The organism is Streptococcus sp. 339 (assembly GCF_013277285.1).
Lineage (GTDB): Bacteria > Bacillota > Bacilli > Lactobacillales > Streptococcaceae > Streptococcus > Streptococcus pseudopneumoniae.
The window spans coordinates 1-23494 of sequence record NZ_VMMR01000042.1; the positions used below are offsets into that span (position 1 = coordinate 1).

Annotated in this window: 23 protein-coding genes, 3 pseudogenes and 1 other annotated feature; of the genes and pseudogenes, 22 read left to right on the forward strand and 4 right to left on the reverse strand. The window is 40.1% G+C overall.

Features of this window, described 5'->3' with window-relative positions; genetic code table 11:
* Positions 1-152: 152 nt before the first annotated feature.
* Together HT736_RS05760 and HT736_RS05765 are read right to left on the reverse strand one after the other, a co-directional pair.
* Positions 153-1235, reverse strand: coding sequence for a DEAD/DEAH box helicase (locus HT736_RS05760; RefSeq protein ID WP_119919356.1), 1083 nt, complete (start codon positions 1233-1235; stop codon positions 153-155).
* Positions 1232-2209 carry a Gfo/Idh/MocA family oxidoreductase gene (locus HT736_RS05765; RefSeq protein ID WP_119919357.1) on the reverse strand — a complete coding sequence of 326 codons (978 nt, stop codon included), beginning with the start codon at positions 2207-2209 and terminating at the stop codon, positions 1232-1234. The genes HT736_RS05760 and HT736_RS05765 overlap by 4 nt, the downstream gene beginning before the upstream one ends.
* A gap of 196 nt (positions 2210-2405) precedes the next feature.
* Here HT736_RS05765 and HT736_RS05770 point away from each other — a divergent pair, with 196 nt between their 5' ends.
* The 9 genes and pseudogenes from HT736_RS05770 (at position 2406) to HT736_RS05805 (ending at position 11683) form a co-directional block, all read left to right on the forward strand.
* Complete coding sequence (locus tag HT736_RS05770; RefSeq protein ID WP_000603335.1) at positions 2406-3380, forward strand: Rpn family recombination-promoting nuclease/putative transposase; 975 nt, start codon at positions 2406-2408, stop codon at positions 3378-3380.
* Between the two features lie 5 nt (positions 3381-3385).
* Positions 3386-3496, forward strand: a pseudogene (locus tag HT736_RS11710) (flagellar assembly protein H domain protein); the annotation flags it as partial.
* A 487-nt stretch (positions 3497-3983) separates the two neighbouring features.
* A complete protein-coding gene (locus HT736_RS05775) occupies positions 3984-4583 on the forward strand; it encodes a DUF6088 family protein (protein ID WP_000998387.1) in 600 nt (199 codons plus the stop codon).
* 234 nt (positions 4584-4817) lie between these two features.
* On the forward strand, positions 4818-6209 hold the full coding sequence (pgdA, locus tag HT736_RS05780; RefSeq protein WP_172930827.1) for a peptidoglycan-N-acetylglucosamine deacetylase PgdA: 1392 nt from the start codon (positions 4818-4820) through the stop codon (positions 6207-6209).
* A 114-nt stretch (positions 6210-6323) separates the two neighbouring features.
* Positions 6324-7166, forward strand: coding sequence for an aldo/keto reductase (locus HT736_RS05785; RefSeq protein ID WP_119946601.1), 843 nt, complete (start codon positions 6324-6326; stop codon positions 7164-7166).
* A 271-nt stretch (positions 7167-7437) separates the two neighbouring features.
* A pseudogene (locus HT736_RS05790) lies at positions 7438-8199 on the forward strand (elongation factor Tu).
* Positions 8200-8217: 18 nt separating this feature from the next.
* Complete coding sequence (gene glyQ, locus HT736_RS05795) at positions 8218-9135, forward strand: glycine--tRNA ligase subunit alpha (RefSeq protein WP_000038733.1); 918 nt, start codon at positions 8218-8220, stop codon at positions 9133-9135.
* 211 nt (positions 9136-9346) lie between these two features.
* The gene (gene glyS / locus HT736_RS05800; protein ID WP_172930828.1) at positions 9347-11383 is read left to right on the forward strand and encodes a glycine--tRNA ligase subunit beta; all 2037 of its coding nucleotides are present in this window, start codon (positions 9347-9349) and stop codon (positions 11381-11383) included.
* A gap of 42 nt (positions 11384-11425) precedes the next feature.
* Positions 11426-11683: a DUF896 family protein gene (locus tag HT736_RS05805; protein WP_050261374.1), complete on the forward strand. Its 258-nt coding sequence runs from the start codon at positions 11426-11428 to the stop codon at positions 11681-11683.
* 99 nt (positions 11684-11782) lie between these two features.
* Here the strand turns inward: HT736_RS05805 and HT736_RS05810 are convergent.
* Positions 11783-11992, reverse strand: a pseudogene (locus HT736_RS05810) (FAD:protein FMN transferase); the annotation flags it as partial.
* 37 nt (positions 11993-12029) lie between these two features.
* Here HT736_RS05810 and HT736_RS05815 point away from each other — a divergent pair.
* The 11 genes from HT736_RS05815 (at position 12030) to HT736_RS05860 (ending at position 20868) form a co-directional block, all read left to right on the forward strand.
* Positions 12030-12833: an IS5 family transposase gene (locus HT736_RS05815; RefSeq protein WP_172930829.1), complete on the forward strand. Its 804-nt coding sequence runs from the start codon at positions 12030-12032 to the stop codon at positions 12831-12833.
* Between the two features lie 145 nt (positions 12834-12978).
* A complete protein-coding gene (locus tag HT736_RS11715; RefSeq protein WP_119946978.1) occupies positions 12979-13197 on the forward strand; it encodes a hypothetical protein in 219 nt (72 codons plus the stop codon).
* A 32-nt stretch (positions 13198-13229) separates the two neighbouring features.
* Entirely contained in the window at positions 13230-13817 is a 588-nt protein-coding gene (locus HT736_RS05820) for an ABC transporter ATP-binding protein (RefSeq protein WP_172930830.1), read from the forward strand.
* Positions 13818-13820: 3 nt separating this feature from the next.
* Positions 13821-15005: a hypothetical protein gene (locus HT736_RS05825; protein WP_050223296.1), complete on the forward strand. Its 1185-nt coding sequence runs from the start codon at positions 13821-13823 to the stop codon at positions 15003-15005.
* Positions 15006-15168: 163 nt separating this feature from the next.
* Positions 15169-15300: a sequence feature (ribosomal protein L20 leader region), on the forward strand.
* Between the two features lie 15 nt (positions 15301-15315).
* Positions 15316-15846, forward strand: coding sequence for a translation initiation factor IF-3 (gene infC / locus HT736_RS05830; protein ID WP_172930831.1), 531 nt, complete (start codon positions 15316-15318; stop codon positions 15844-15846).
* A 32-nt stretch (positions 15847-15878) separates the two neighbouring features.
* Positions 15879-16079: a 50S ribosomal protein L35 gene (rpmI, locus tag HT736_RS05835; RefSeq protein ID WP_001125943.1), complete on the forward strand. Its 201-nt coding sequence runs from the start codon at positions 15879-15881 to the stop codon at positions 16077-16079.
* Positions 16080-16130: 51 nt separating this feature from the next.
* Positions 16131-16490 (forward strand): 50S ribosomal protein L20, encoded by a 360-nt coding sequence (rplT, locus tag HT736_RS05840; RefSeq protein WP_000124834.1) that lies wholly within the window; start codon positions 16131-16133, stop codon positions 16488-16490.
* Positions 16491-16547: 57 nt separating this feature from the next.
* Positions 16548-16928 (forward strand): VOC family protein, encoded by a 381-nt coding sequence (locus tag HT736_RS05845; RefSeq protein WP_000157159.1) that lies wholly within the window; start codon positions 16548-16550, stop codon positions 16926-16928.
* Between the two features lie 247 nt (positions 16929-17175).
* A complete protein-coding gene (locus HT736_RS05850; RefSeq protein ID WP_172925722.1) occupies positions 17176-17976 on the forward strand; it encodes a dihydroorotate dehydrogenase electron transfer subunit in 801 nt (266 codons plus the stop codon).
* Complete coding sequence (locus tag HT736_RS05855; protein ID WP_172930832.1) at positions 17939-18925, forward strand: dihydroorotate dehydrogenase; 987 nt, start codon at positions 17939-17941, stop codon at positions 18923-18925. The genes HT736_RS05850 and HT736_RS05855 overlap by 38 nt, the downstream gene beginning before the upstream one ends.
* Positions 18926-18966: 41 nt before the next feature.
* Positions 18967-20868, forward strand: coding sequence for a glucosaminidase domain-containing protein (locus tag HT736_RS05860; RefSeq protein WP_172930833.1), 1902 nt, complete (start codon positions 18967-18969; stop codon positions 20866-20868).
* A 60-nt stretch (positions 20869-20928) separates the two neighbouring features.
* Here the strand turns inward: HT736_RS05860 and pavA are convergent, their stop codons facing one another.
* Positions 20929-22584: an Rqc2 family fibronectin-binding protein PavA gene (pavA, locus tag HT736_RS05865; RefSeq protein WP_101514784.1), complete on the reverse strand. Its 1656-nt coding sequence runs from the start codon at positions 22582-22584 to the stop codon at positions 20929-20931.
* A gap of 104 nt (positions 22585-22688) precedes the next feature.
* Here pavA and ybeY point away from each other — a divergent pair, with 104 nt between their 5' ends.
* The gene (gene ybeY, locus HT736_RS05870; RefSeq protein WP_000275156.1) at positions 22689-23186 is read left to right on the forward strand and encodes an rRNA maturation RNase YbeY; all 498 of its coding nucleotides are present in this window, start codon (positions 22689-22691) and stop codon (positions 23184-23186) included.
* On the forward strand, positions 23167-23494 hold a 328-nt coding region (locus HT736_RS11720), incomplete at its 3' end, for a diacylglycerol kinase (protein WP_240154026.1). The genes ybeY and HT736_RS11720, both read left to right, overlap by 20 nt.

Below are 23494 nucleotides of genomic sequence, written 5' to 3' on the forward strand. Positions count from 1 at the left end.
GTTTTGAGGTTGCAGATAAGACTGACGAAGTCAGTAACCATACATACGACAAGGCGAAGCTAATGCGGTTTGAAGAGATTTTCGAAGAGTATGAAATTGAATTGCTTATAAAAAAGCTCCATACACCGGATGTGTATAGAGCAATGGGGGCTTTATTTAATATAGAGTTCTTGGTTTTTCAAGACAATTTCACGTACGCTCGCAAATTTCTTGAGTTTTTTAAGTTCTTCTGGATGAGTGACGAGAGTGATAACATAACCTTCCTTGCCCATACGGCCAGTACGTCCAGCACGGTGAGTGTAGGTTTCGATATCTATTGGGATATCAAAGTTTACGACACATTCTAGGCTATCGATATCAATTCCACGAGCCAGAAGGTCAGTTGCAAGGAGTAGGGTTAGTTGCTTATCTTTAAACTTTTCTAAGATGACTTTTCTAAATTTGACATTAACATCACTAGCAAGAGAAACAGCCAAGATATCCCGATACTGTAATTTCTCCTCTGCGCTTCCAAGGTCTGATAGGCTGTTAAAGAAGACCAGACCGCGGAAATCCTCCACATGAGCTAGTTTTCGTAGCATATCCACTCGGTGACGTTGGTCTACCTGCATATAGAAATGTTGGATGTTATCTAGTTTTTGGTCAGAGAGATCAATGGTACGTGTGTTTGGCGCAATCTTTTCTTGGTCAAACTTAGTCGTCGCACTCATATAGACGAGTTGGTGGTCACGCGGTGCGTAGTGAGTGATTTTCTCAACAAAGTGAATCTGAGAATCATCTAGCAATTGGTCGAATTCATCCAGGATGATGGTTTCCACATTCATCATCTTGATTTTTTTCAATTTAATGAGTTCAAAGATACGTCCAGGAGTTCCAATCAGAATTTCTGGTCCTTTTTTTAGGCGTTCAATCTGGCGTTTCTGGCTCGAACCTGATAAGAAGAGTTGGGAAGTCAAGCCGATAGTCTCAGCCCACGTTTTACATACATCAAAAATCTGTCCAGCAAGCTCTGTATTTGGTGCTAGAATCAAGAGTTGCTGCGCTTTTTTCTTTTGTAGTCTGAGAAGACTTGGTAGGAGGTAAGCTAGGGTCTTACCGGTTCCTGTTGGACTTACTCCTAGAAGATTTTCTCCTGCAAGAATGGGCTCAAATAGTTGAGTTTGAATGGGGGTAAATTCTTGGAAACCGAGTTGGTCACTTAGTTCTTGCCATTCAGTAGGTAGTTTGCTTTTCATTTTTCTGCCTCAAATCTAATGCCAGCAGTCTGGCGCATGGTATATAGTAGCTCATGAACAGAGCCTGCATCATCCAGCCAAGTCTGGTAGAGTGTCTGGTCTGGTTGCTGAATCATGTGTGCAAATGCAGTGACTTCCTCAGTCATCGTATGAGGAGCCTGTTGAATAGGGAGCTGGACTTGATTGCCTTGGTGGTCGGTAAAAATAGCTGAGCGAAGATGCTCAATCGTGTTGAGGGTCAAGGTTCCATTTGTTGTGTAAATTTCGCAAGGAAGATTGGAAGTGATGTTTTTCCCAGCCTTGATATGAACTTGAAAGTCAGGGTAGAAGAGGATACCGTCTCCATTTAGGTCCATGCTATTGTCAAGCTGTTGAGCCATGTAGGTTGCGTCCTCAGCCTTTCCAAAGAGACGAACGGCAGCGTAGAGAGGATAAATCCCCAAATCCATAAGTGCTCCACCAGCAAAACGCTCTGAAAAGACATTGGGCGTATGCCCAGCCAACAAGTTAGGCATTTTGGAAGAATATTTGGCATAGTTGAAATCTGCCCCCAAAATTTGTTTGTCTGCTAAAAAGTTTTTGATGATAGTGAAAGCTTTTTCATGGTAATTACGAGCTGCTTCAAAGATAAAACAGTGATTTTTTTCAGCTGTTTGAACCAAATCCGGCCAGTCTTGTGGCTGAGTGACAGCTGGCTTTTCAAGAATGACATGTTTACCTGCAGACAAGGCAGCCTTTGCCTGAGCAAAATGCAAGGAGTTTGGACTGGCAATATAGACTACATCGAAGGAGCTCTTGAAGAAGTCTTCTAATTGATCAAATAGTTGGATATCCTGATAGCGAGAAGCAAAGGTTGCTGCGGTTTCAAGTTTCCTAGAATAGACTGCGACCAGCTGGTATTTCCCACTAGCATGGGCTGCTTCTATGAAGTGGTGGCTGATATCGCCAGTGCCAATGATACCTAATTTAAGCATAAATACTCCTTTTCTGATTTTAAATCCTTCTTTCATTATAACATAGATAGACGGGACTATCCAACAGAGGGGAAAAATTTCAAATAAGCGATTAGCTTTCTTCTGAAGAAAAGCTTTCTTTTACGAATAAATAGATAGAAGCATCAAATCTAGCAAATTAGATTAAAAAATGTGCTATAATAGAAGGAGGAGAAGGATGATTCTAAGACATCCGGGCATTAGCCCGACCAACGACTTGGTTGCTAAGAAAATTTTTAGCAATCCAGAAATCACTTGTCAATTTATTCGCGATATGCTGGACTTGCCAGCAAAAAATGTGACGATTTTGGAGGGAAGTAACATTCACGTCTTGCCTTCCCTGCCCTACTCGGCGCAGGATTTCTATACCAGTATAGACGTCTTGGCGGAGTTGGATAATGGCACTCAAGTAATCATTGAAATCCAAGTCCATCATCAGAATTTTTTCATCAATCGTTTATGGGCTTACCTGTGCAGTCAGGTCAATCAAAATCTTGAAAAAATTCGCCAGCAAGAAGGCAATACTCACCAGAGCTACAAACACATCGCACCAGTATACGCTATTGCAATTGTGGATAGTAATTATTTTCAAGATGATTTGGCTTTCCACAGTTTTAGCATGCGAGAGGACACGACAGGTGAGGTCTTAACCATCACAAATAACGGTCAGGAAAACCATCTGGTTAAGATGGCTTTCTTGGAACTAAAAAAATACAGAGAAACCAGCAAAGACAAGGTTCGTAAACCATGGTTAGAGTTTTTCGGGAATAAACCCTTTACCCAGCAGCCCGAGCGAGCCATCAGCCAAGCAGATCAACTGCTGGACTACAAGAGTTGGTCCGAGGAGGATAAGAAAATGTTTAGTGAACAACGCAGGCGAGAAGAACAAGCCATGTTAGCACAGGACTATGCCTTAGAAACTGCTAGGGCGGAAGGGATTGAACAAGGACTGGAGCGCGGTCTTGAACGTGGGCGAGCTGAGGGCATTGAACAGGGAATTGAACGTGGACGAGCTGAAGGCATCGAACAGGGATTAAAAGTAAGTTTAGCAAATCTAGTTCGTCAAGGTCTTCTAACACCTGAGGTTGCGAGTGAGCAATTAGGCATGACTGTGGCTGAGTTTGAAGAACTATTGAAAGAGCATCATAAATAAGACCTAAAAAATACAGAGAAACCAGCAAAGACGAGGTTCGCAAGCCGTGGTTGGAGTTTTTTGGCAACAAGCCCTTTACCGAGCGAGTCATCAGCCAAGTAGACCAACTGCTGGATTAAAAATTAGGAAATATCGTGTAGAAAATAGTAACAGATTTTATCTCTTTGTGGGATGAAGTCTGTTTTTTTGTATGATGGGCAGGTCCTACATCTGAGTGGCAAGTTCTCCGTAGGTATCCGCTATTGGTTAATGCATAGCATATCTGAATGAAATAAGAACTAAACAAATCAGTCAGGAAAGTCAAAGTAATTTCTATTATAGTAGATTGAAACTAGAATAGTGCGCCTCTACTTCTAAAACATTGTTAGAAATCGATTTGACTGTCCTGATCGAATCGTCCTATTCTTATTTCATTTTACAATATAAAAGAAATAAATACGGCTGACTATCCTGATTTTTATAATCAAGCGATTACTGAAATAAGAAATGGGATAAAATAGATAGAGATGTTACATAAGAAATTGTAAGAGGTCTGTTCCCTCTTGATAAAATGACTCTCGCACCCAAAATAGCATCATATTCGGTGCAAAGGAGGTGCGATAGATGAACGATAAGCAGGAAATAGTAAACAGGATAGAAAATTTTGAATCGAATCAAGTTTTTATAGCAAATGATTTCTTTGAAATTGTAGGATATGAAACTGTTCGTAGTACATTAAATCGTCTTGTAAAAGACAAAAAGGTTACTCGCATTTTGAAAGGTATTTATTATAAACCAAAATATATAGAACTGATTGGAGAGTATGCAATGGCCTCTGTGGATGAAGTTGCTGATGCTATTGCTAGAAAATATAATTGGACCATTGCTCCATCGGGAAACACAGCCCTTAATTTACTTGGTCTATCTACGCAGGTACCAGCAAAATGGATCTATATATCAGATGGAAGATATGCCAGTTTTAATGTTGGTAAGGCAAGAATAGAATTTAAGCATAGAAATAATGGAGATATTTCAAATATGTCAACCTTAACTGCAATGGTGATACAATCTGTCAAGGCAATGGGGAAAGAGAACATTACTTCTCAGCAGATTGACTACTTACGGAAAAAATTATCTGAAGAAGAAAAGTCAACATTACTAGCTGAAGGTAAAACTACAAGTGTCTGGGTATATAGTATTATCAAGAAAATATCAGAGGTATAGGGATGTTTGAGGATAAATCGACTGGGAAAAATAAATCAATTTCTCAGAATGTTTTTAGAAGTGACGGTGTCTATTCTAGCTTCAATCTACTAGAAATTCCATAGATAGAAAACTAGATGGTTCCTATAGATAGGGCTGATCTAGTTGATGTGAGATGCTTTGGCTTGCTAGAGGAATTGTGGATTGCCAAACTGTATCATTGAAATTATTGCTTAAATTTGTTATGATATAAATATGAATAAAAGTAGACTGGGACGTGGCAGACACGGGAAAAAGAGACATATATTATTGGCTTTGATTGGTATTTTAGCAATTTCTATTTGCCTATTAGGCGGATTTATTGTTTTTAAAATGTATCAGCAAAAAAGCTTTGAGCAAAAGATTGAATCGCTCAAAAAAGAGAAAGACGATCAATTGAGTGAGGGAAATCAGAAGGAGCATTTTCGTAAGGGACAAACCGAAGTGATTACCTATTATCCTCTCCAAGGGGAGCAAGTGATTTCGTCTGTTAAGGAGCTGATAAATCAAGATATTAAGGACAAGCTAGAAAGTAAGGACAATCTTGTTTTCTACTATACAGAGCAAGAAGAGTCAGGTTTAAAGGGAGTCGTCAATCGTAATGCGACGAAACAAATCTATGATTTAGTTGATTTTAAGGTTGAAGAGACTGAAAAGACCAGCCTAGGAAAGGTTCACTTAACAGAAGATGGGCAACCTTTTACACTTGACCAACTGTTTTCAGATGCTAGTAAGGCCAAGGAACAGCTGATAAAAGAATTGACTTCCTTCTTACAGGATAAGAAATTGGAGCAAGACCAGAGTGATCAGATTGTTAAAGGTTTCTCCGACCAAGACTTATCTGCATGGAATTTTGATTATAAGGATAGTCAGATTATCCTTTATCCGAGTCCTGCGGTTGAAAATTTAGAAGAGATAGCCTTACCAGTATCTACTTTCTTTGATGTTATCCAATCTTCGTACTTACTCGAAAAAGATGCTGCCTTGTACCAGTCTTATTTTGATAAGAAACATCAAAAAGTTGTCGCTCTAACCTTTGATGATGGTCCAAATCCAGCAACGACTCCGCAGGTATTAGAGACTCTAGCTAAATATGGTGTTAAAGCCACTTTCTTTGTGCTTGGGAAAAATGTTTCTGGGAATGAGGACTTGGTGAAAAGGATAAAATCTGAAGGTCATGCTGTTGGAAACCATAGTTGGAGCCATCCGATTCTCTCGCAACTCTCTCTTGATGAAGCTAAAAAACAAATTACTGATACTGAGGATGCGCTAACTAAGGTGCTGGGTTCTAGTTCAAAACTCATGCGTCCGCCTTATGGAGCCATTACAGACGACATTCGCAATAGCCTCGATTTGAGCTTTATCATGTGGGATGTGGATAGTCTGGACTGGAAGAGTAAAAATGAAGCATCTATTTTGACAGAAATTCAGCATCAAGTAGCTAACGGCTCTATCGTTTTGATGCATGATATTCACAGTCCGACAGTCAATGCCTTGCCAAGGGTCATTGAGTATTTGAAAAATCAAGGTTATACCTTTGTGACCATACCAGAGATGCTCAATACTCGCCTAAAACCTCATGAGCTGTATTATAGTCGTGATGAATAAGCAAGAAAAAATAGGTTCTGTCAGATATGTGATAGACTTATTTTTTACAAAAGATAGTACTAATTAGCAAAAAAATTATGCTATAAATGATAAATAAAATAGAAGGAGAAGCATATGAATACCTATCAATTAAATAATGGAGTAGAAATTCCAGTTCTAGGATTTGGAACTTTTAAGGCTAAGGATGGAGAAGAAGCCTATCGTGCAGTGTTAGAAGCCTTGAAGGCTGGTTATCGTCATATTGATACGGCGGCGATTTATCAGAATGAAGAAAGTGTTGGTCAAGCAATCAAAGATAGCGGAGTTCCACGAGAGGAATTGTTCGTAACTACCAAGCTGTGGAATAGCCAACAAACCTATGAGCAAGCTCGTCAGGCTTTTGCAGAGTCTTTAGCGAAGTTGGGCTTGGATTATTTGGATCTGTATTTGATTCATTGGCCAAATCCAAAACCGCTTAGAGAAAATGACGCATGGAAAATCCGAAATGCTGAGGTCTGGAGAGCGATGGAAGACCTCTATCAAGAAGGCAAGATCCGTGCTATCGGCGTTAGCAATTTTCTTCCCCATCATTTGGATGCCTTGCTTGAAACTGCAACTATCGTTCCTGCGGTCAATCAAGTTCGCTTGGCGCCAGGTGTGTATCAAGATCAAGTCGTAGCTTACTGTCGTGAAAAGGGAATTTTATTGGAAGCTTGGGGGCCTTTTGGACAAGGAGAACTGTTTGATAGCAAGCAAGTCCAAGAAATCGCAGCAAATCACGGAAAATCGGTTGCTCAGATAGCCTTGGCCTGGAGCTTAGCAGAAGGATTTTTACCACTTCCAAAATCTGTCACAGCCTCTCGTATTCAGGCTAATCTTGATTGCTTTGAAATTGAATTAAGTCAAGAGGAACGAGAAACCTTAAAAACGATTGCTGTTCAATCTGGTGCTCCACGAGTTGATGATGTGGATTTTTAGAAAATCATAAAAAGAATTGTACATTGTTCTAATTTTTGATATAATAGTCAGCAGGAAAGAAAGTCTTATGGCGTTCTTCAAGCGAGCTTGGGATAGTGGGAGCCAAGTAGGGCAAAATAAAGTGCTGGCGCTTTCTGTACTATTTTCAAAAACAATGAAGTAATAAATTAGGGTGGAACCGCGTTTCTGACGCCCCTAGGTTAAATCAACCTAGGATTGTCGGATGCGGTTTTTTGCTTATGTAGTCTATTGTGTGAAAGAAAGGAGAGCCGTGGACAACCTTTATCTTGTAAAAGACGATAGTTAACTAGCTGCATTTCGTGATTTTGTAGTAAGAAATACTAAAAAGTTGAAAGATTATCAATCTTTTTTAAAGAATGAACTTGCAGTCTGTGATTTACCGCAAGCCGTTATTTGGTCAAGTTTTAGTGCTGCTACACAGATTATTAGGGAAAGTACTGTTCCAGCCTATACAAATAATAGACGAATGGTTATGACGCCTGATTTAGCTGTTTGGAAAGAGTTGTATTTGTATCAGTTGCTGGACTACGAGTGTTCCCAGCAAACTCAAGCAATAGAAAGTCATTATCATTCTTTATCTGAAAATTTCCTCTTACAGATTGTAGGACATGAGTTAGCTCATTGGTCGGAACATTTTTTAGATGATTTTGATGGTTACGACTCTTATATCTGGTTCGAAGAGGGGATGGTTGAATATATTAGTCGCAAGTATTTCTTGACAGAAGAGGAATTTCAAGCGGAAAAAATTTGTAATCAGTCTCTTGTAGAACTTTTTCAGAAGAAATATGGTTGGCATTCATTGAATGATTTTGGTTCTTCGACTTATGATAAGAACTATGCAAGTATTTTTTACGAATACTGGCGCAGTTTTTTGACAGTAGATAAGTTGGTAGAAAATCTAGGTAGTGTACAAGCGGTCTTCGATTCTTATCATTTATGGGCAAATACAGATAAAACTCTTCCCTTGTTAAATTGGTTTGTTCAGCAGAAATTAATTGAAAAAGAAATATAAAAACTAAAGGAGTAAACAATGTCTAAGAAATTAACATTTCAAGAAATTATTTTGACTTTGCAACAATTTTGGAATGACCAAGGTTGTATGCTTATGCAGGCTTATGATAATGAAAAAGGTGCGGGAACAATGAGTCCTTACACTTTCCTTCGTGCTATCGGACCTGAGCCATGGAATGCAGCTTATGTAGAGCCATCACGTCGTCCTGCTGACGGTCGTTACGGAGAAAATCCTAACCGTCTTTACCAACACCACCAATTCCAAGTGGTCATGAAGCCATCTCCATCAAATATCCAGGAACTTTACCTTGAGTCTTTGGAAAAATTGGGAATCAATCCTTTGGAACACGATATTCGTTTCGTTGAGGACAACTGGGAAAACCCATCAACTGGTTCAGCTGGTCTTGGTTGGGAAGTTTGGCTTGATGGGATGGAAATTACTCAGTTCACTTATTTCCAACAAGTCGGTGGATTGGCAACTGGCCCTGTGACTGCGGAAGTTACCTATGGTTTGGAACGTTTGGCTTCTTACATCCAAGAAGTAGATTCTGTCTATGATATTGAGTGGGCCGATGGTGTAAAATACGGAGAAATCTTTATCCAGCCTGAGTACGAGCATTCAAAATATTCATTTGAAATTTCGGATCAAGAAATGTTGCTTGAAAACTTTGATAAGTTTGAAAAAGAGGCTGGTCGTGCCTTGGAAGAAGGCTTGGTTCACCCTGCCTATGACTATGTTCTCAAATGTTCACACACCTTTAACCTGCTTGATGCGCGTGGTGCCGTATCTGTAACAGAGCGCGCAGGCTATATCGCTCGTATCCGTAACTTGGCTCGAGTTGTAGCCAAAACCTTTGTCGCAGAACGCAAACGCCTAGGCTACCCACTTTTAGATGAAGCAACACGAGCTAAACTCCTAGCAGAAGACGCAGAATAAAGAGAGTGAGAAATTACGAAAATGGGCGAACAGAGTGAGCCCTGAGCCAGTTGCCGCAGTGATGAAGGTATCCTTAGTGAAACTAAGGATACTAGGCAAAATTGGAGACTTTTGGCTCCAATTTTAGCAATGAAACAACGAAGTTGGTTGCTTGTGTGCCCATCACATAAGGCAAACTGGAAAATAAAAAGATATTTTTCGGAGAAAAAACATGACAAAAAACTTATTAGTAGAACTCGGTCTTGAAGAATTACCAGCCTATGTTGTCACACCAAGTGAAAAACAACTAGGCGAAAAAATGGCAGCCTTCCTCAAGGAAAACCGCTTGTCTTTTGAAGCTATTCAGACCTTCTCAACCCCACGTCGTTTGGCTGTTCGTGTGACGGGTCTTGCAGACAAACAGTCTGATTTGACAGAAGATTTCAAGGGTCCAGCAAAGAAAATTGCCTTGGATAGTGATGGAAACTTTACCAAAGCAGCTCAAGGATTCGTCCGCGGGAAAGGCTTGACGGTTGAAGATATCGAATTCCGTGAAATCAAGGGTGAAGAATATGTCTATGTTACCAAGGAAGAAATTGGTCAAGCAGTTGAAGCCATTGTTCCTGGTGTTGTAGATGTTTTGAAGTCCTTGACTTTCCCTGTCAGCATGCACTGGGCTAACAACACCTTTGAATACATCCGTCCTGTTCACACTTTAACTGTTCTTTTAGATGAAGAAGAGTTTGATTTGGATTTCCTTGATATTAAGGGAGGGCGTGTGAGCCGTGGCCATCGTTTCTTGGGAAAAGAAACTAAGATTCAGTCAGCATTGAACTATGAAGAAGACGTTCGTAAGCAGTTTGTAATCGCGGATCCTCGTGAACGTGAGCAAATGATTGTTGACCAAATCAAAGCAATCGAAACTGAGCATGGTGTAGGTATCGAAATTGATGCTGATTTGCTGAATGAAGTCTTGAACTTGGTTGAATACCCAACTGCCTTTATGGGAAGTTTTGATGCCAAATACCTTGAAGTTCCAGAAGAAGTTTTGGTGACTTCGATGAAGGAACACCAACGTTACTTTGTTGTTCGTGATCAAGATGGTAAACTCTTGCCAAACTTCATTTCTGTTCGTAACGGAAACGCAGAACATTTGGAAAATGTCATCAAAGGAAATGAAAAAGTCTTGGTGGCTCGTTTGGAAGATGGTGAATTCTTTTGGCGTGAAGATCAAAAATTGGTCATTTCAGATCTTGTTGAAAAATTAAACAATGTGACTTTCCATGAGAAAATTGGTTCCCTTCGTGAACACATGATTCGTACTGGTCAAATTGCTATTCTCTTGGCAGAAAAAGCAGGCTTGTCAGCGGATGAAACGATTTACCTAGCCCGTGCAGCAGCCATTTACAAGTTTGACTTATTGACAGGTATGGTTGGCGAATTTGACGAGCTTCAAGGAATTATGGGTGAAAAATATGCCCTTCTTGCTGGGGAAACTCCAGCGGTAGCAGCTGCTATTCGGGAACACTACATGCCTACATCAGCCGAAGGAGAACTTCCAGAGAGCAAGGTCGGCGCAGTGCTTGCCATTGCAGACAAATTGGATACGATTTTGAGCTTCTTCTCAGTAGGTTTGATTCCATCAGGTTCTAATGACCCGTATGCCCTTCGTCGCGCGACCCAAGGTGTGGTTCGTATCTTGGATGCCTTTGGTTGGCACATTGCTATGGATGAGCTGATTGATAGCCTTTATGCTTTGAAATTTGACAGCTTGACTTATGAAAATAAAGCAGAAGTGATGAACTTTATCAAGGCTCGTGTTGATAAGATGATGGGTTCTACTCCAAAAGACATCAAGGAAGCCGTTCTTGCAGGATCAAACTTTGTTGTGGCGGATATGTTGGAAGCAGCAAGTGCTCTCGTAGAAGCAAGCAAGGAAGAAGACTTTAAACCATCTGTTGAATCACTTTCTCGTGCCTTTAACTTGGCTGAGAAGGCAGAAGGAGTAGCTACAGTTGATTCAGCTCTCTTTGAAAATGATCAAGAAAGAGCCTTAGCAGAAGCAGTAGAATCACTCGTTTTGTCAGGTACTGCCAGTCAGCAATTGAAACAACTCTTTGCGCTTAGCCCTGTCATCGATTCCTTCTTTGAGAATACTATGGTTATGGCTGAAGATCAGACTGTTCGACAAAATCGTTTGGCAATCTTGTCGCAATTAACCAAGAAAGCAGCTAAACTTGCACGTTTTAACCAAATCAATACCAAATAAAATCTGTTAAACGGATTAAATCTTATCATAAAGGAGAGAAACATGGATCCTAAAAAAATTGATCGTATTAACGAGCTTGCCAAAAAGAAAAAAACAGAAGGCTTGACCCCAGAAGAAAAAGTAGAACAAGCCAAACTACGTGAGGAGTACATCGAAGGTTATCGTCGCACTGTTCGTCACCATATTGAAGGAATCAAAATTGTGGACGAAGAAGGGAACGATGTTACACCAGAAAAACTACGCCAAGCCCAACGTGAAAAAGGTTTACATGGCCGTAGTCTCGATGATCCAAATTCGTAATATGTATTCTTTCTTTTTTAAAACTAAATGACTATAACATGAGATTTCCTTTCTCTTTTTACATAATACAATTTTAAAACTCCATTGAAACAGTTGTCTCTATAGAGTAGGAATTCCTGAAGAACAGCTTAGGTGACCTTCTTTATCGATGAGGATGGCTTCGATGCCCTCAAAACTTTCGACTTGCCAGAGGATAGAAGCATGTCTTTCTCCAAAGAGTCGAGTCGTTCAGATTTCGCCATCGACTGATTTATCAGAGATGATTGTTAGACTCGCTAGTTCCGTTTCAACAGGATATCCTGTTTGATTAGACTTCCTGCGAAACAATATATGGTAGAATAGTTCTATGAATTATGAAGCAAGTAAACAACTAACTGATGCACAATTTAAGCGCCTTGTTGGTATTCAGCGTACCACTTTTGAAGAGATGTTAGCTGTATTAAAAAGAGCTTATCAACGTAAACACGCAAAAGGGGGACGAAAACCTAAATTAAGCCTAGAAGACCTTCTTATGGCCACTCTTCAATATGTGCGAGAATACCGCACTTATGAACAAATTGCGGCTGATTTTGGTATTCACGAAAGCAACTTAATCCGTCGGAGCCAATGGGTTGAAGTAACTCTTGTTCAAAGTGGTGTTACGATTTCAAGAACTCCTCTCAGTTCTGAGGACACGGTAATGATTGATGCGACGGAAGTAAAAATCCATCGCCCTAAAAAACAATTAGCGAATGATTCTGGTAAAAAGAAATGCCACGCTATGAAGGCTCAAGCGATTGTCACAAGTCAAGGGAGAATTGTTTCTTTGGATATCGCTGTGAACTATTATCATGATATGAAGTTGTTCAAAATGAGTCGCAGAAATATCGGACAAGCTGGTAAAATCTTGGCTGACAGTGCTTATCAAGGGCTCATGAAGCTATATCCTCAAGCACAAACTCCACGTAAATCCAGCAAACTCAAGCCACTAACAGCTGAAGAGAAAGCCTGTAACCATGCGCTATCTAAGGAGAGAAGCAAGGTAGAGAACATCTTTGCCAAAGTAAAAACGTTTAAAATGTTTTCAACAACCTATCGAAATCATCGTAAACGCTTCGGATTACAAATGAATTTGATTGCTGGTATTATCAATCATGAACTAGGATTCTAGTTTTGCAGGAAGTCTAGTAGTAAAATAAACTAAAAATCTGTTGCATAATAATGATAAAAACGATATAATGAAAGCGTCTTCGATATTGATGATATAAAATCATTAAAAATTAGCAAAAATCGTTTAATTAGTTAGTTTATAATCTATTGGTCTTCTTCAGTCCAGTGTATCTGCTAAAAGCGTGCTTAAAGGTTATCGGTATGATTGGAATACCTTCTATAGGACTAGTATGAATTTCCATGGATTTAGATATAAGAATATTCCGGAATGGTCTTCTTATTACAGCTATTCTGAGTATAAAGTTGGCGGAGGCTGGAATTACGATCGTTATGAGGTACTAAACCTCTTTAGCGGAGGCTATTAATCCTTAAAGAGTGAGAAAAAGGAGGACTGGATATGTTGCAGCTTACTCATGTGACCTTAAAAACGCGACAAGTCATCTTGCAAGATGCGGATTTCACCTTTAATAAAGGCAGGGTTTATGGTGTTCTCGCTATCAATGGCTCTGGAAAGACGACCCTGTTCCGCGCCATTAGCAACTTAATCCCCATAAGTAGTGGAAATATCGCAGTCTCTCCTTCTTTATTTTATTATGAGAGTGTTGAATGGCTGGATGGAAACTTAAGTGGGATGGACTATCTTCGCCTTATCAAAAACATCTGGAAGTCAGACCTGAACTTGAGGGATGAAATCGCCTACTGGGAAATGTCTGACTATATCAGCCTTCCCATTCGCAAGTATTCCCTAGGCATGAAGCAACGCTTGGTGATTGCCATGTATTTCCTCAGTCAGGCCAAATGCTGGCTTATGGATGAGATTACAAATGGCTTAGATGAGTATTATCGACAGAAGTTTTTTGATAGGCTGGCACAAATCGATAGACAAGAGCAGCTGGTTCTTTTAAGTTCCCACTATAAGGAAGAGTTGCTTGATGTCTGCGATAGAGTAGTAACCATTCATCAGGGGCAGATAGAAGAGGTTTAGTTTATGAAAGATGTTAGTCTATTTTTATTGAAAAAAGTTTTCAAAAGTCGTTTAAACTGGATTATCTTACTTTTATTTGCATCTGTACTCGGTGTTACCTTTTATTTAAATAGTCAGACTGCAAACTCACACAGCTTGGAGAGCGAGTTGGAAACCAGTGTTGTAAAATATGAGAGAATCATCAATGAAAATGAAGTGAAGCTTTCCCAAATGTCTGACACCAGCTCGGAGGAATACCAGAGTGTTAAAAGTAATTTAGACTTGCAAAAAAATTTTTTAACGCAAAAGAAAGAAATTTTGAATTTACTAAAAGAAGGACGATGGAAAGAAGCCTATTATTTGCAGTGGCAAGATGAAGAGAAGAATTATGAAGTTATGTCAAATGAACCGACTGCTAGCTCTGACTTTAAAATGGCGGTTGACCGCCAACGAAAGATTTACCAAGCCCTGTATCCCTTGAACATAAAAGCACATACTTTGGAGTTTCCGACCCACGGGATTGACCAGATTGTCTGGATTTTAGAGGCTATCATCCCAAGCTTGTTTGTGGTTGCTATTATTTTTATGCTAACGCAACTATTTGCAGAAAGATATCAAAATCATCTGGACACAGCTCAGTTATATCCTTTTTCAAAAGTGACATTTGCTTTATCCTCTCTTGGAGTTGGAGTGGGCTATGTAACTGTGCTGTTTATCGGAATCTGTGGATTTTCTTTTCTAGCGGGAAGTCTGATAAGTGGTTTTGGACAGTTAGATTATCCCTACCCAATTTATAGCTTAGCGAATCAAGAGGTAACTATTGGAAAGATACAAGATGTGTTATTTCCTGGCTTGTTCTTAGCTTTCTTAGCCTTTATCGTCATTGTGGAAGTCGTGTATTTGATTGCTTACTTTTTCAAGCAAAAAATGCCTGTCCTTTTTCTTTCACTCATTGGGATTGTTGGCTTATTGTTTGGCATCCAAACCATTCAGCCTCTTCAAAGGATTGCACATCTGATTCCCTTTACTTACTTGCGTTCAGTGGAGATTTTATCTGGAAGATTACCTAAGCAGATTGATAATGTCAATCTAAATTGGAGCATGGGGCTAGTTTTACTTCCTTACTTGATTATCCTTTTGTTAGTGGGGATTTTATTTATCGAAAGATGGGGAAATTCACGTAAAAGGGAAGTTTTTAATAGATTCTAGCTTTCCTATAGGTAGGGAAAATAAGTAAAAACTAACATAGAGAGGGAATCAACTTGATTCTCTCTTTTTGATTCGAAAACCAAACCAAAATACAAACACAAACTTTTCAAAAAATAACTTTTTATCTTGACAAGATCTAGAAAACTTGGTATCATATAAAAGTTGAGAAAAGCAGAAGTGAGAGCTTCTCGCCTTGTGACATCAAGTTGCCTGGCCCTACGGATGAAAAGTTTCGAAGAAACGCTATCATAACGTGCGGGCTTGTATATTTACGAGTCCGCTATTGTTTTTCTCTAATAAAACAAAAGAGGTGAAAACCATAGCAAAGCAAGACTTATTCATCAATGATGAGATTCGTGTACGTGAAGTTCGCTTGATTGGTCTTGAAGGAGAACAGCTAGGTATCAAGCCACTCAGTGAAGCGCAAGCTTTGGCTGATAACGCTAATGTTGACCTAGTATTGATTCAACCCCAAGCCAAACCGCCTGTTGCAAAAATTATGGACTACGGTAAGTTCAAATTTGAGTACCAGAAGAAGCAAAAAGAACAACGTAAAAAACAAAGCGTTGTTACTGTGAAAGAAGTTCGTCTAAGTCCAACTATTGACAAGGGTGACTTTGAGACAAAACTTCGTAATGCACGTAAGTTCCTTGAAAAAGGAAATAAAGTTAAGGTATCTATTCGCTTTAAGGGTCGTATGATTACCCATAAAGAGATTGGTGCAAAAGTTTTAGCCGAGTTTGCTGAAGCAACTCAAGATATTGCCATCATCGAACAACGTGCTAAAATGGATGGACGTCAAATGTTCATGCAATTGGCGCCAGCGACTGACAAAAAATAATTGTCAGAAAGTTAAATAAAGGAGAAAAAATCATGCCAAAACAAAAAACACACCGCGCATCAGCTAAACGTTTCAAACGTACAGGTTCTGGTGGACTTAAACGTTTCCGTGCTTACACTTCTCACCGTTTCCACGGAAAAACTAAGAAACAACGTCGTCATCTTCGTAAAGCATCTATGGTGCATTCAGGAGATTACAAACGTATCAAAGCAATGCTTACTCGCTTGAAATAATAGCTTGACTGTAAGTAAATAATTCTAGGAAATATTTGGAGGAAATAAAACATGGCACGTGTTAAAGGTGGCGTTGTATCACGCAAACGTCGTAAACGTATTCTTAAATTAGCAAAAGGTTACTATGGAGCTAAACACATCTTGTTCCGTACTGCAAAAGAACAAGTAATGAACTCTTACTACTATGCATACCGTGATCGTCGTCAGAAAAAACGTGACTTCCGCAAATTGTGGATCACTCGTATCAACGCGGCAGCTCGTATGAACGGACTTTCATACTCACAATTGATGCATGGTTTGAAATTGGCTGAGATCGAAGTTAACCGTAAAATGCTTGCTGACTTGGCTGTTAACGATGCAGCAGCTTTCACAGCTCTTGCAGATGCAGCTAAAGCAAAACTTGGTAAATAACAACTGATGAGACTGGAAGAGGATTGTCCAGTCTTTTTAAAAATAAAGGAGAAAAATATGGCTTCAAAAATGCTACATACTTGCTTGCGAGTAGAAAATCTTGAAAAATCAATTGCATTCTATCAAGATGCTTTTGGTTTTAAAGAATTGCGTCGCAGAGATTTTCCAGATCATGCCTTCACGATTGTCTATCTAGGTCTTGAGGGTGATGACTATGAGTTGGAATTGACTTATAACTACGATCACGGCCCTTATGTGGTTGGAGATGGCTTTGCCCATATCGCCCTAAGTACACCTGATCTTGAGGTTCTTCATCAAGAGCACAGTGCAAAAGGCTATGAAGTGACTGAGCCAAATGGCCTACCAGGAACTACACCAAACTATTACTTTGTCAAAGACCCTGATGGCTACAAGGTCGAAGTCATTCGTGAAAAATAATCTCATGAGGTCAAGTAGAATGTTCCTTTTCTACTTGACTTTTTTTAGCTGAAAGAGTATACTAATAAAAATTTAACCTTTAAGGGGAGTCCAGAGAGACTCACAAGGTGTCAGATAAAAGAATAGTACAATTTTCTAGAGGAGACTTTTGAGTGTGCTCTCTTCTGTTGTACAATTTTAACTGAGGCCTTGCACTAGCAAGGTCTTTTCTTTGTCTGGTCCCCTTAAAATTTAAGGAGGAAAAGTCATGAATCCCACATGTAAGAAACGTTTGGGTGCCATTCGGTTGGAAACCATGAAGGTGGTTGCACAGGAGGAAATCGCGCCAGCAATCTTTGAACTAGTCTTAGAAGGAGAAATGGTTGAAGTCATGCGAGCAGGACAATTTCTACATCTGCGTGTGCCTGATGATGCCCATCTTTTGCGTCGTCCTATTTCAATTTCGTCTATCGATAAGGTTAAGAAGCAGTGTCATCTCATTTACCGAATTGAGGGAGCTGGGACAGCTATTTTCTCAACCCTAAGTCAGGGAGATACTCTTGATGTGATGGGGCCTCAGGGAAATGGTTTTGACTTGTCTGACCTTGATGAGCAGAGCCAGGTTCTCCTTGTTGGTGGGGGGATTGGTGTTCCGCCCTTGCTTGAGCTTGCTAAGGGATTGCATGCGCGTGGTGTGAAAGTAGTGACTGTCCTTGGCTTTGCTAATAAGGATGCTGTTATTTTGAAAACGGAATTGGCTCAGTATGGTCAGGTCTTTGTAACGACAGATGATGGTTCTTATGGCATCAAGGGAAATGTTTCCGTTGTTATCAATGATTTAGATAGTCAGTTTGATGCTGTTTACTCGTGTGGGGCTCCAGGAATGATGAAGTATATCAATCAAACCTTTGATGATCACCCAAGAGCCTATTTATCTCTGGAATCTCGTATGGCTTGTGGGATGGGAGCTTGCTATGCCTGTGTTCTAAAAGTACCAGAAAGCGAGACGGTCAGCCAACGCGTCTGTGAAGATGGTCCTGTTTTCCGCACAGGAACAGTTGTATTATAAGGAGAAAATTATGACTACAAATCGATTACAAGTGTCTCTACCTGGTTTGGATTTGAAAAATCCGATTATTCCAGCATCAGGCTGTTTTGGTTTTGGACAAGAGTATGCCAAGTACTATGATTTAGACCTTTTAGGTTCTATTATGATCAAGGCGACAACCCTTGAATCCCGTTTTGGCAATCCAACTCCAAGAGTGGCAGAGACGCCTGCTGGTATGCTCAATGCAATTGGCTTGCAAAATCCGGGTTTGGAAGTTGTTTTGGCTGAAAAGTTACCTTGGCTGGAAAGAGAATATCCAAATCTTCCTATTATTGCCAATGTGGCTGGTTTTTCAAAACAAGAATATGCAGCTGTTTCTCATGGGATTTCCAAGGCAGCTAATATAAAGGCTATTGAGCTCAATATTTCTTGCCCCAACGTAGATCACTGTAATCACGGGCTTTTGATTGGTCAAGACCCAGATTTGGCTTATGATGTGGTGAAAGCAGCTGTAGAGGCTTCTGATGTACCGGTTTATGTCAAACTAACTCCTAGTGTGACGGATATTGTCACAGTCGCAAAAGCTGCAGAAGATGCGGGAGCAAGTGGCTTGACCATGATCAATACTCTGGTTGGAATGCGCTTTGACCTCAAAACCAGAAAACCAATCTTGGCTAATGGAACAGGTGGAATGTCAGGTCCAGCAGTCTTTCCAGTAGCGCTCAAACTCATCCGTCAAGTCGCCCAAACCACAGACCTGCCAATCATTGGAATGGGGGGAGTGGATTCGGCTGAAGCTGCCCTAGAAATGTATATGGCTGGAGCCTCGGCCATCGGAGTTGGAACAGCCAACTTTACCAATCCATATGCCTGTCCTGATATCATCGAAAATTTACCAAAAGTCATGGACAAATACGGCATTAGCAGTCTGGAAGATTTACGCAAGGAAGTAAAAGAGTCTCTGAAGTAAGCTACAATCAATCTGTTCTTGATTTTTTATTAGTTTGTAATATAAATTTAAGAGAATTTTGGTACAATAAAATAAATAAGAACAGAGGAAGAAGGTTAATGAAGAAAGTAAGATTTATTTTTTTAGCTCTGCTATTTTTCTTAGCTAGTCCAGAGGGTGCAATGGCTAGTGATGGTACTTGGCAAGGAAAACAGTATCTGAAAGAAGATGGCAGTCAAGCAGCAAATGAGTGGGTTTTTGATACTCATTATCAATCTTGGTTCTATATAAAAGCAGATGCTAACTATGCTGAAAATGAATGGCTAAAGCAAGGTGACGACTATTTTTACCTCAAATCTGGTGGCTATATGGCCAAATCAGAATGGGTAGAAGACAAGGGAACCTTTTATTATCTTGACCAAGCTGGAAAGATGAAAAGAAATGCTTGGGTAGGAACTTCCTATGTTGGTGCAACAGGTGCCAAAGTAATAGAAGACTGGGTCTATGATTCTCAATACGATGCTTGGTTTTATATCAAAGCAGATGGACAGCACGCAGAGAAAGAATGGCTCCAAATTAAAGGGAAGGACTATTATTTCAAATCCGGTGGTTATCTACTGACAAGTCAGTGGATTAATCAAGCTTATGTGAATGCTAGTGGTGCCAAAGTACAGCAAGGTTGGCTTTTTGACAAACAATACCAATCTTGGTTTTACATCAAAGAAAATGGAAACTATGCTGATAAAGAATGGATTTTCGAGAATGGTCACTATTATTATCTCAAATCTGGTGGCTATATGGCAGCCAATGAATGGATTTGGGATAAGAAGTCATGGTTTTATCTCAAATCTGATGGCAAAATGGCAGATAAAGAATGGTTATACGATTCTAAAAGTCAAGCCTGGTACTACTTCAAATCTGGTGGCTACATGGCAGCCAATGAATGGATTTGGGATAAGGAGTCATGGTTTTACCTCAAGTCTGATGGCAAAATGGCTAAAAAAGAATGGGTCTACGATTCTAAAAGTCAAGCCTGGTACTACTTCAAATCCGGTGGCTACATGGCGAAAAATGAGACAGTAGATGGTTATCAGCTTGGAAGCGATGGTAAATGGCGTGGAGAAAAAGCTACAAATGAAAATGCTGCTTATTATCAAGTAGTACCAGTCACAGCAAATATCTATAATGCAGATGGTGAAAAGCTCTCCTATATATCGCAAGCTAGTGTTGTTTGGCTAGATAAGGATAGAAAAAGTGATGACAAGCGCCTGGCTATTACTATTTCTGGTTTGTCAGGCTATATGAAAACAGAAGATTTACAAGCGCTAGATGCCAGTAAGGACTTTATCCCTTATTATGAGAGTGATGGCCACCGTTTTTATCACTATGTGGCTCAGAATGCTAGTATCCCAGTAGCTTCTCATCTTTCTGATATGGAAGTAGGCAAGAAATATTATTCGGCAGATGGCCTGCATTTTGATGGTTTTAAGCTTGAGAATCCCTTCCTTTTCAAAGATTTAACAGAGGCTACCAACTACAGTGCTGAAGAATTGGATAAGGTATTTAGTTTGCTAAACATTAACAATAGCCTTTTGGAGAACAAGGGCGCTACTTTTAAGGAAGCCGAAGAACATTACCATATCAATGCCCTTTATCTCCTTGCCCATAGTGCCCTAGAAAGTGACTGGGGAAGAAGTAAAATTGCCAAAGATAAGAATAATTTCTTTGGCATTACAGCCTATGATACGACCCCTTACCTTTCTGCTAAGACATTTGATGATGTGGATAAGGGAATTTTAGGTGCAACCAAGTGGATTAAGGAAAATTATATCGATAGGGGAAGAACTTTCCTTGGAAACAAGGCGTCTGGTATGAATGTAGAATATGCCTCAGACCCTTATTGGGGTGAAAAAATTGCTAGTGTGATGATGAAAATCAATGAGAAACTAGGTGGCAAAGATTAGTCCTATAATTGGATATGATTTGAGTGAATAGTATGTTAAAAATCCTGATTTTAAGTAAAATCAGGATTTTTTCATGGATGCGATTTTTTCTGGATCTGGTGTGACACGGAGGGTCTTTTGTCCTGTGTAAGTGACAAAGCCGGGTTTTCCGCCAGTTGGTTTATTGAGTTTCTTGACTTCAATCATATCTACCTGGACCAGATTTGACAGGCGACCTTGAGAGAAGTAGGCTGCAAGTTCTGCTGCGTCTGTCTTGACTTCATCAGATGGGTCAAGATTGCCTGAGATGACAACATGGCTTCCAGGAATGTCCTTGGCATGGAACCAAAGTTCCTCCTTGCGGGCCATTTTAAAGGTTAGTTCCTCATTTTGCAGGTTATTGCGGCCAACATAGATGATGGTTTTGCCATCGCTTGCTAGATATTGTTCTGGTTTTTTACGTTTCTGGATTTTTTCTCTCTGTCTTCTACGGATAAAGCCGGTTTGAATCAATTCTTCACGGATTTCAGCGATTTCTTCCAGTCCAGCTTGGTTGAGGACAGTTTCGACACTTTCCAGATAGAGAATGGTTGCCTTGGTTTCCTCAATCAGATCAGTCAAGTATTTGACAGCTTCTTTGAGTTTCTGGTACCGTTTAAAATAGCGTTGGGCATTCTGGTTGGGAGTCAAGGCCTTATCAAGCGCAATGGTGATAGGTTGATTAGTGTAGTAGTTGTCTAGGATAACCTGGTCTTGGTCGTTAGGCACTTGGTGGAGGAAGGTTGTCAGCAATTCTCCTTTTTGGCGAAATTCTTCAGCATTGTCTGTCGCCAGTAACTCTTTTTCCTGTTTTTTCAGCTTATGTCGATTTTTCTGCAGTTCGTTTTCAACACGGCGAATGAGTTCACTGGCTTGTTGTTTGACACGGTCTCGCTCAGCCTTGTCCTTATAGTAGGTGTCCAACAAATCAGAAAGACTGGAAAAAGGCTCTCCCACTTGATTTTCAAAAGGAACTGGACTGAAAGAAGTCTCAGTCAAGCATGGTTTGGTTTCTTGATGGAAAAAGTTTCGGAAAGTGGAAAGTTTTTCACTAACCAGTATGCTTTCCAATTCATTTGCCGTATCGCGTCCCAGACCTTGAAAGAGGCTTTGAAGATTTTTAGCTGTCGTTTCCTGTGTTTGCAGGATTTCAAAGAGTTTCTCGTCCTTGATTGTAAAAGGATTGAGAGATTCCGTACTTGGCGGAGCGATGTAGGTCGACCCAGGAAGCAAGGTACGGTAGCTATTTTGTGAAAAGCCAACGTGTTTGATAACTTCGAGGATTTTATGACTGCTTTTATCGACCAGTAGAATATTACTGTGTTTCCCCATAATTTCGATAATCAAGGTAGCCTGGATATGGTCTCCAATCTCGTTTTTATTGGAAACTGTCATTTCCACAATACGGTCATTTTCCACTTGCTCAATCGACTCAATCAGGGCCCCCTGCAAATACTTTCTCAAAATCATGATAAAGGTAGAAGGTTGGGCTGGATTTTCAAAAGTCGTTTGGGTCAGCTGAATGCGTCCAAAAACTGGATGGGCAGAAAGGAGCAGGCGATGGCTTTGGCGATTGCTGCGGATTTGCAAGACCAACTCTTGTTCAAAAGGCTGATTGATTTTCTGGATGCGACCATTCACTAATTCGCTTCGCAATTCCTCAACTATGTGGTGTAAAAAAAATCCGTCAAATGACATCGTTCTCTCCTTGTGATTGTATTCCATAGTATTATATCAAAAAGGTAGAATAAAATCATGGAAATGTGGTATAATAAAGCCAAGTAAAGAGAAACGAGAAGCACATGTATATTGAAATGGTAGATGAAACTGGTCAAGTTTCAAAAGAAATGTTGCAACAAACCCAAGAAATTTTGGAATTTGCAGCCCAAAAATTAGGAAAAGAAGACAAGGAGATGGCAGTCACTTTTGTGACCAATGAGCGTAGTCATGAACTTAATCTGGAGTACCGTGACACCGACCGTCCGACAGATGTCATCAGCCTTGAGTATAAACCAGAATTGGAAATTGCCTTTGACGAAGAGGATTTGCTTGAAAATCCAGAATTGGCAGAGATGATGTCTGAGTTTGATGCCTATATTGGGGAATTGTTCATCTCTATCGATAAGGCTCATGAGCAGGCCGAAGAATATGGTCACAGCTTTGAGCGTGAGATGGGCTTCTTGGCAGTACACGGCTTTTTACATATTAACGGCTATGATCACTACACTCCGGAAGAAGAAGCGGAGATGTTCGGTTTACAAGAAGAAATTTTGACAGCCTATGGACTCACAAGACAATAAACGAAAATGGAAAAATCGTGACTTGATATCCAGTTTAGAATTTGCTTTGACAGGTATTTTTACTGCTATCAAGGAAGAACGCAATATGCGAAAACACGCAGTGACGGCTCTAGTGGTCATCCTTGCAGGTTTTGTTTTTCAGGTGTCACGAATCGAATGGCTCTTTCTCCTATTGAGCATTTTCTTGGTAGTAGCCTTTGAGATTATCAACTCTGCTATTGAAAATGTGGTGGATTTGGCCAGTCACTATCACTTTTCCATGCTGGCTAAAAATGCCAAGGATATGGCGGCTGGCGCGGTATTAGTGG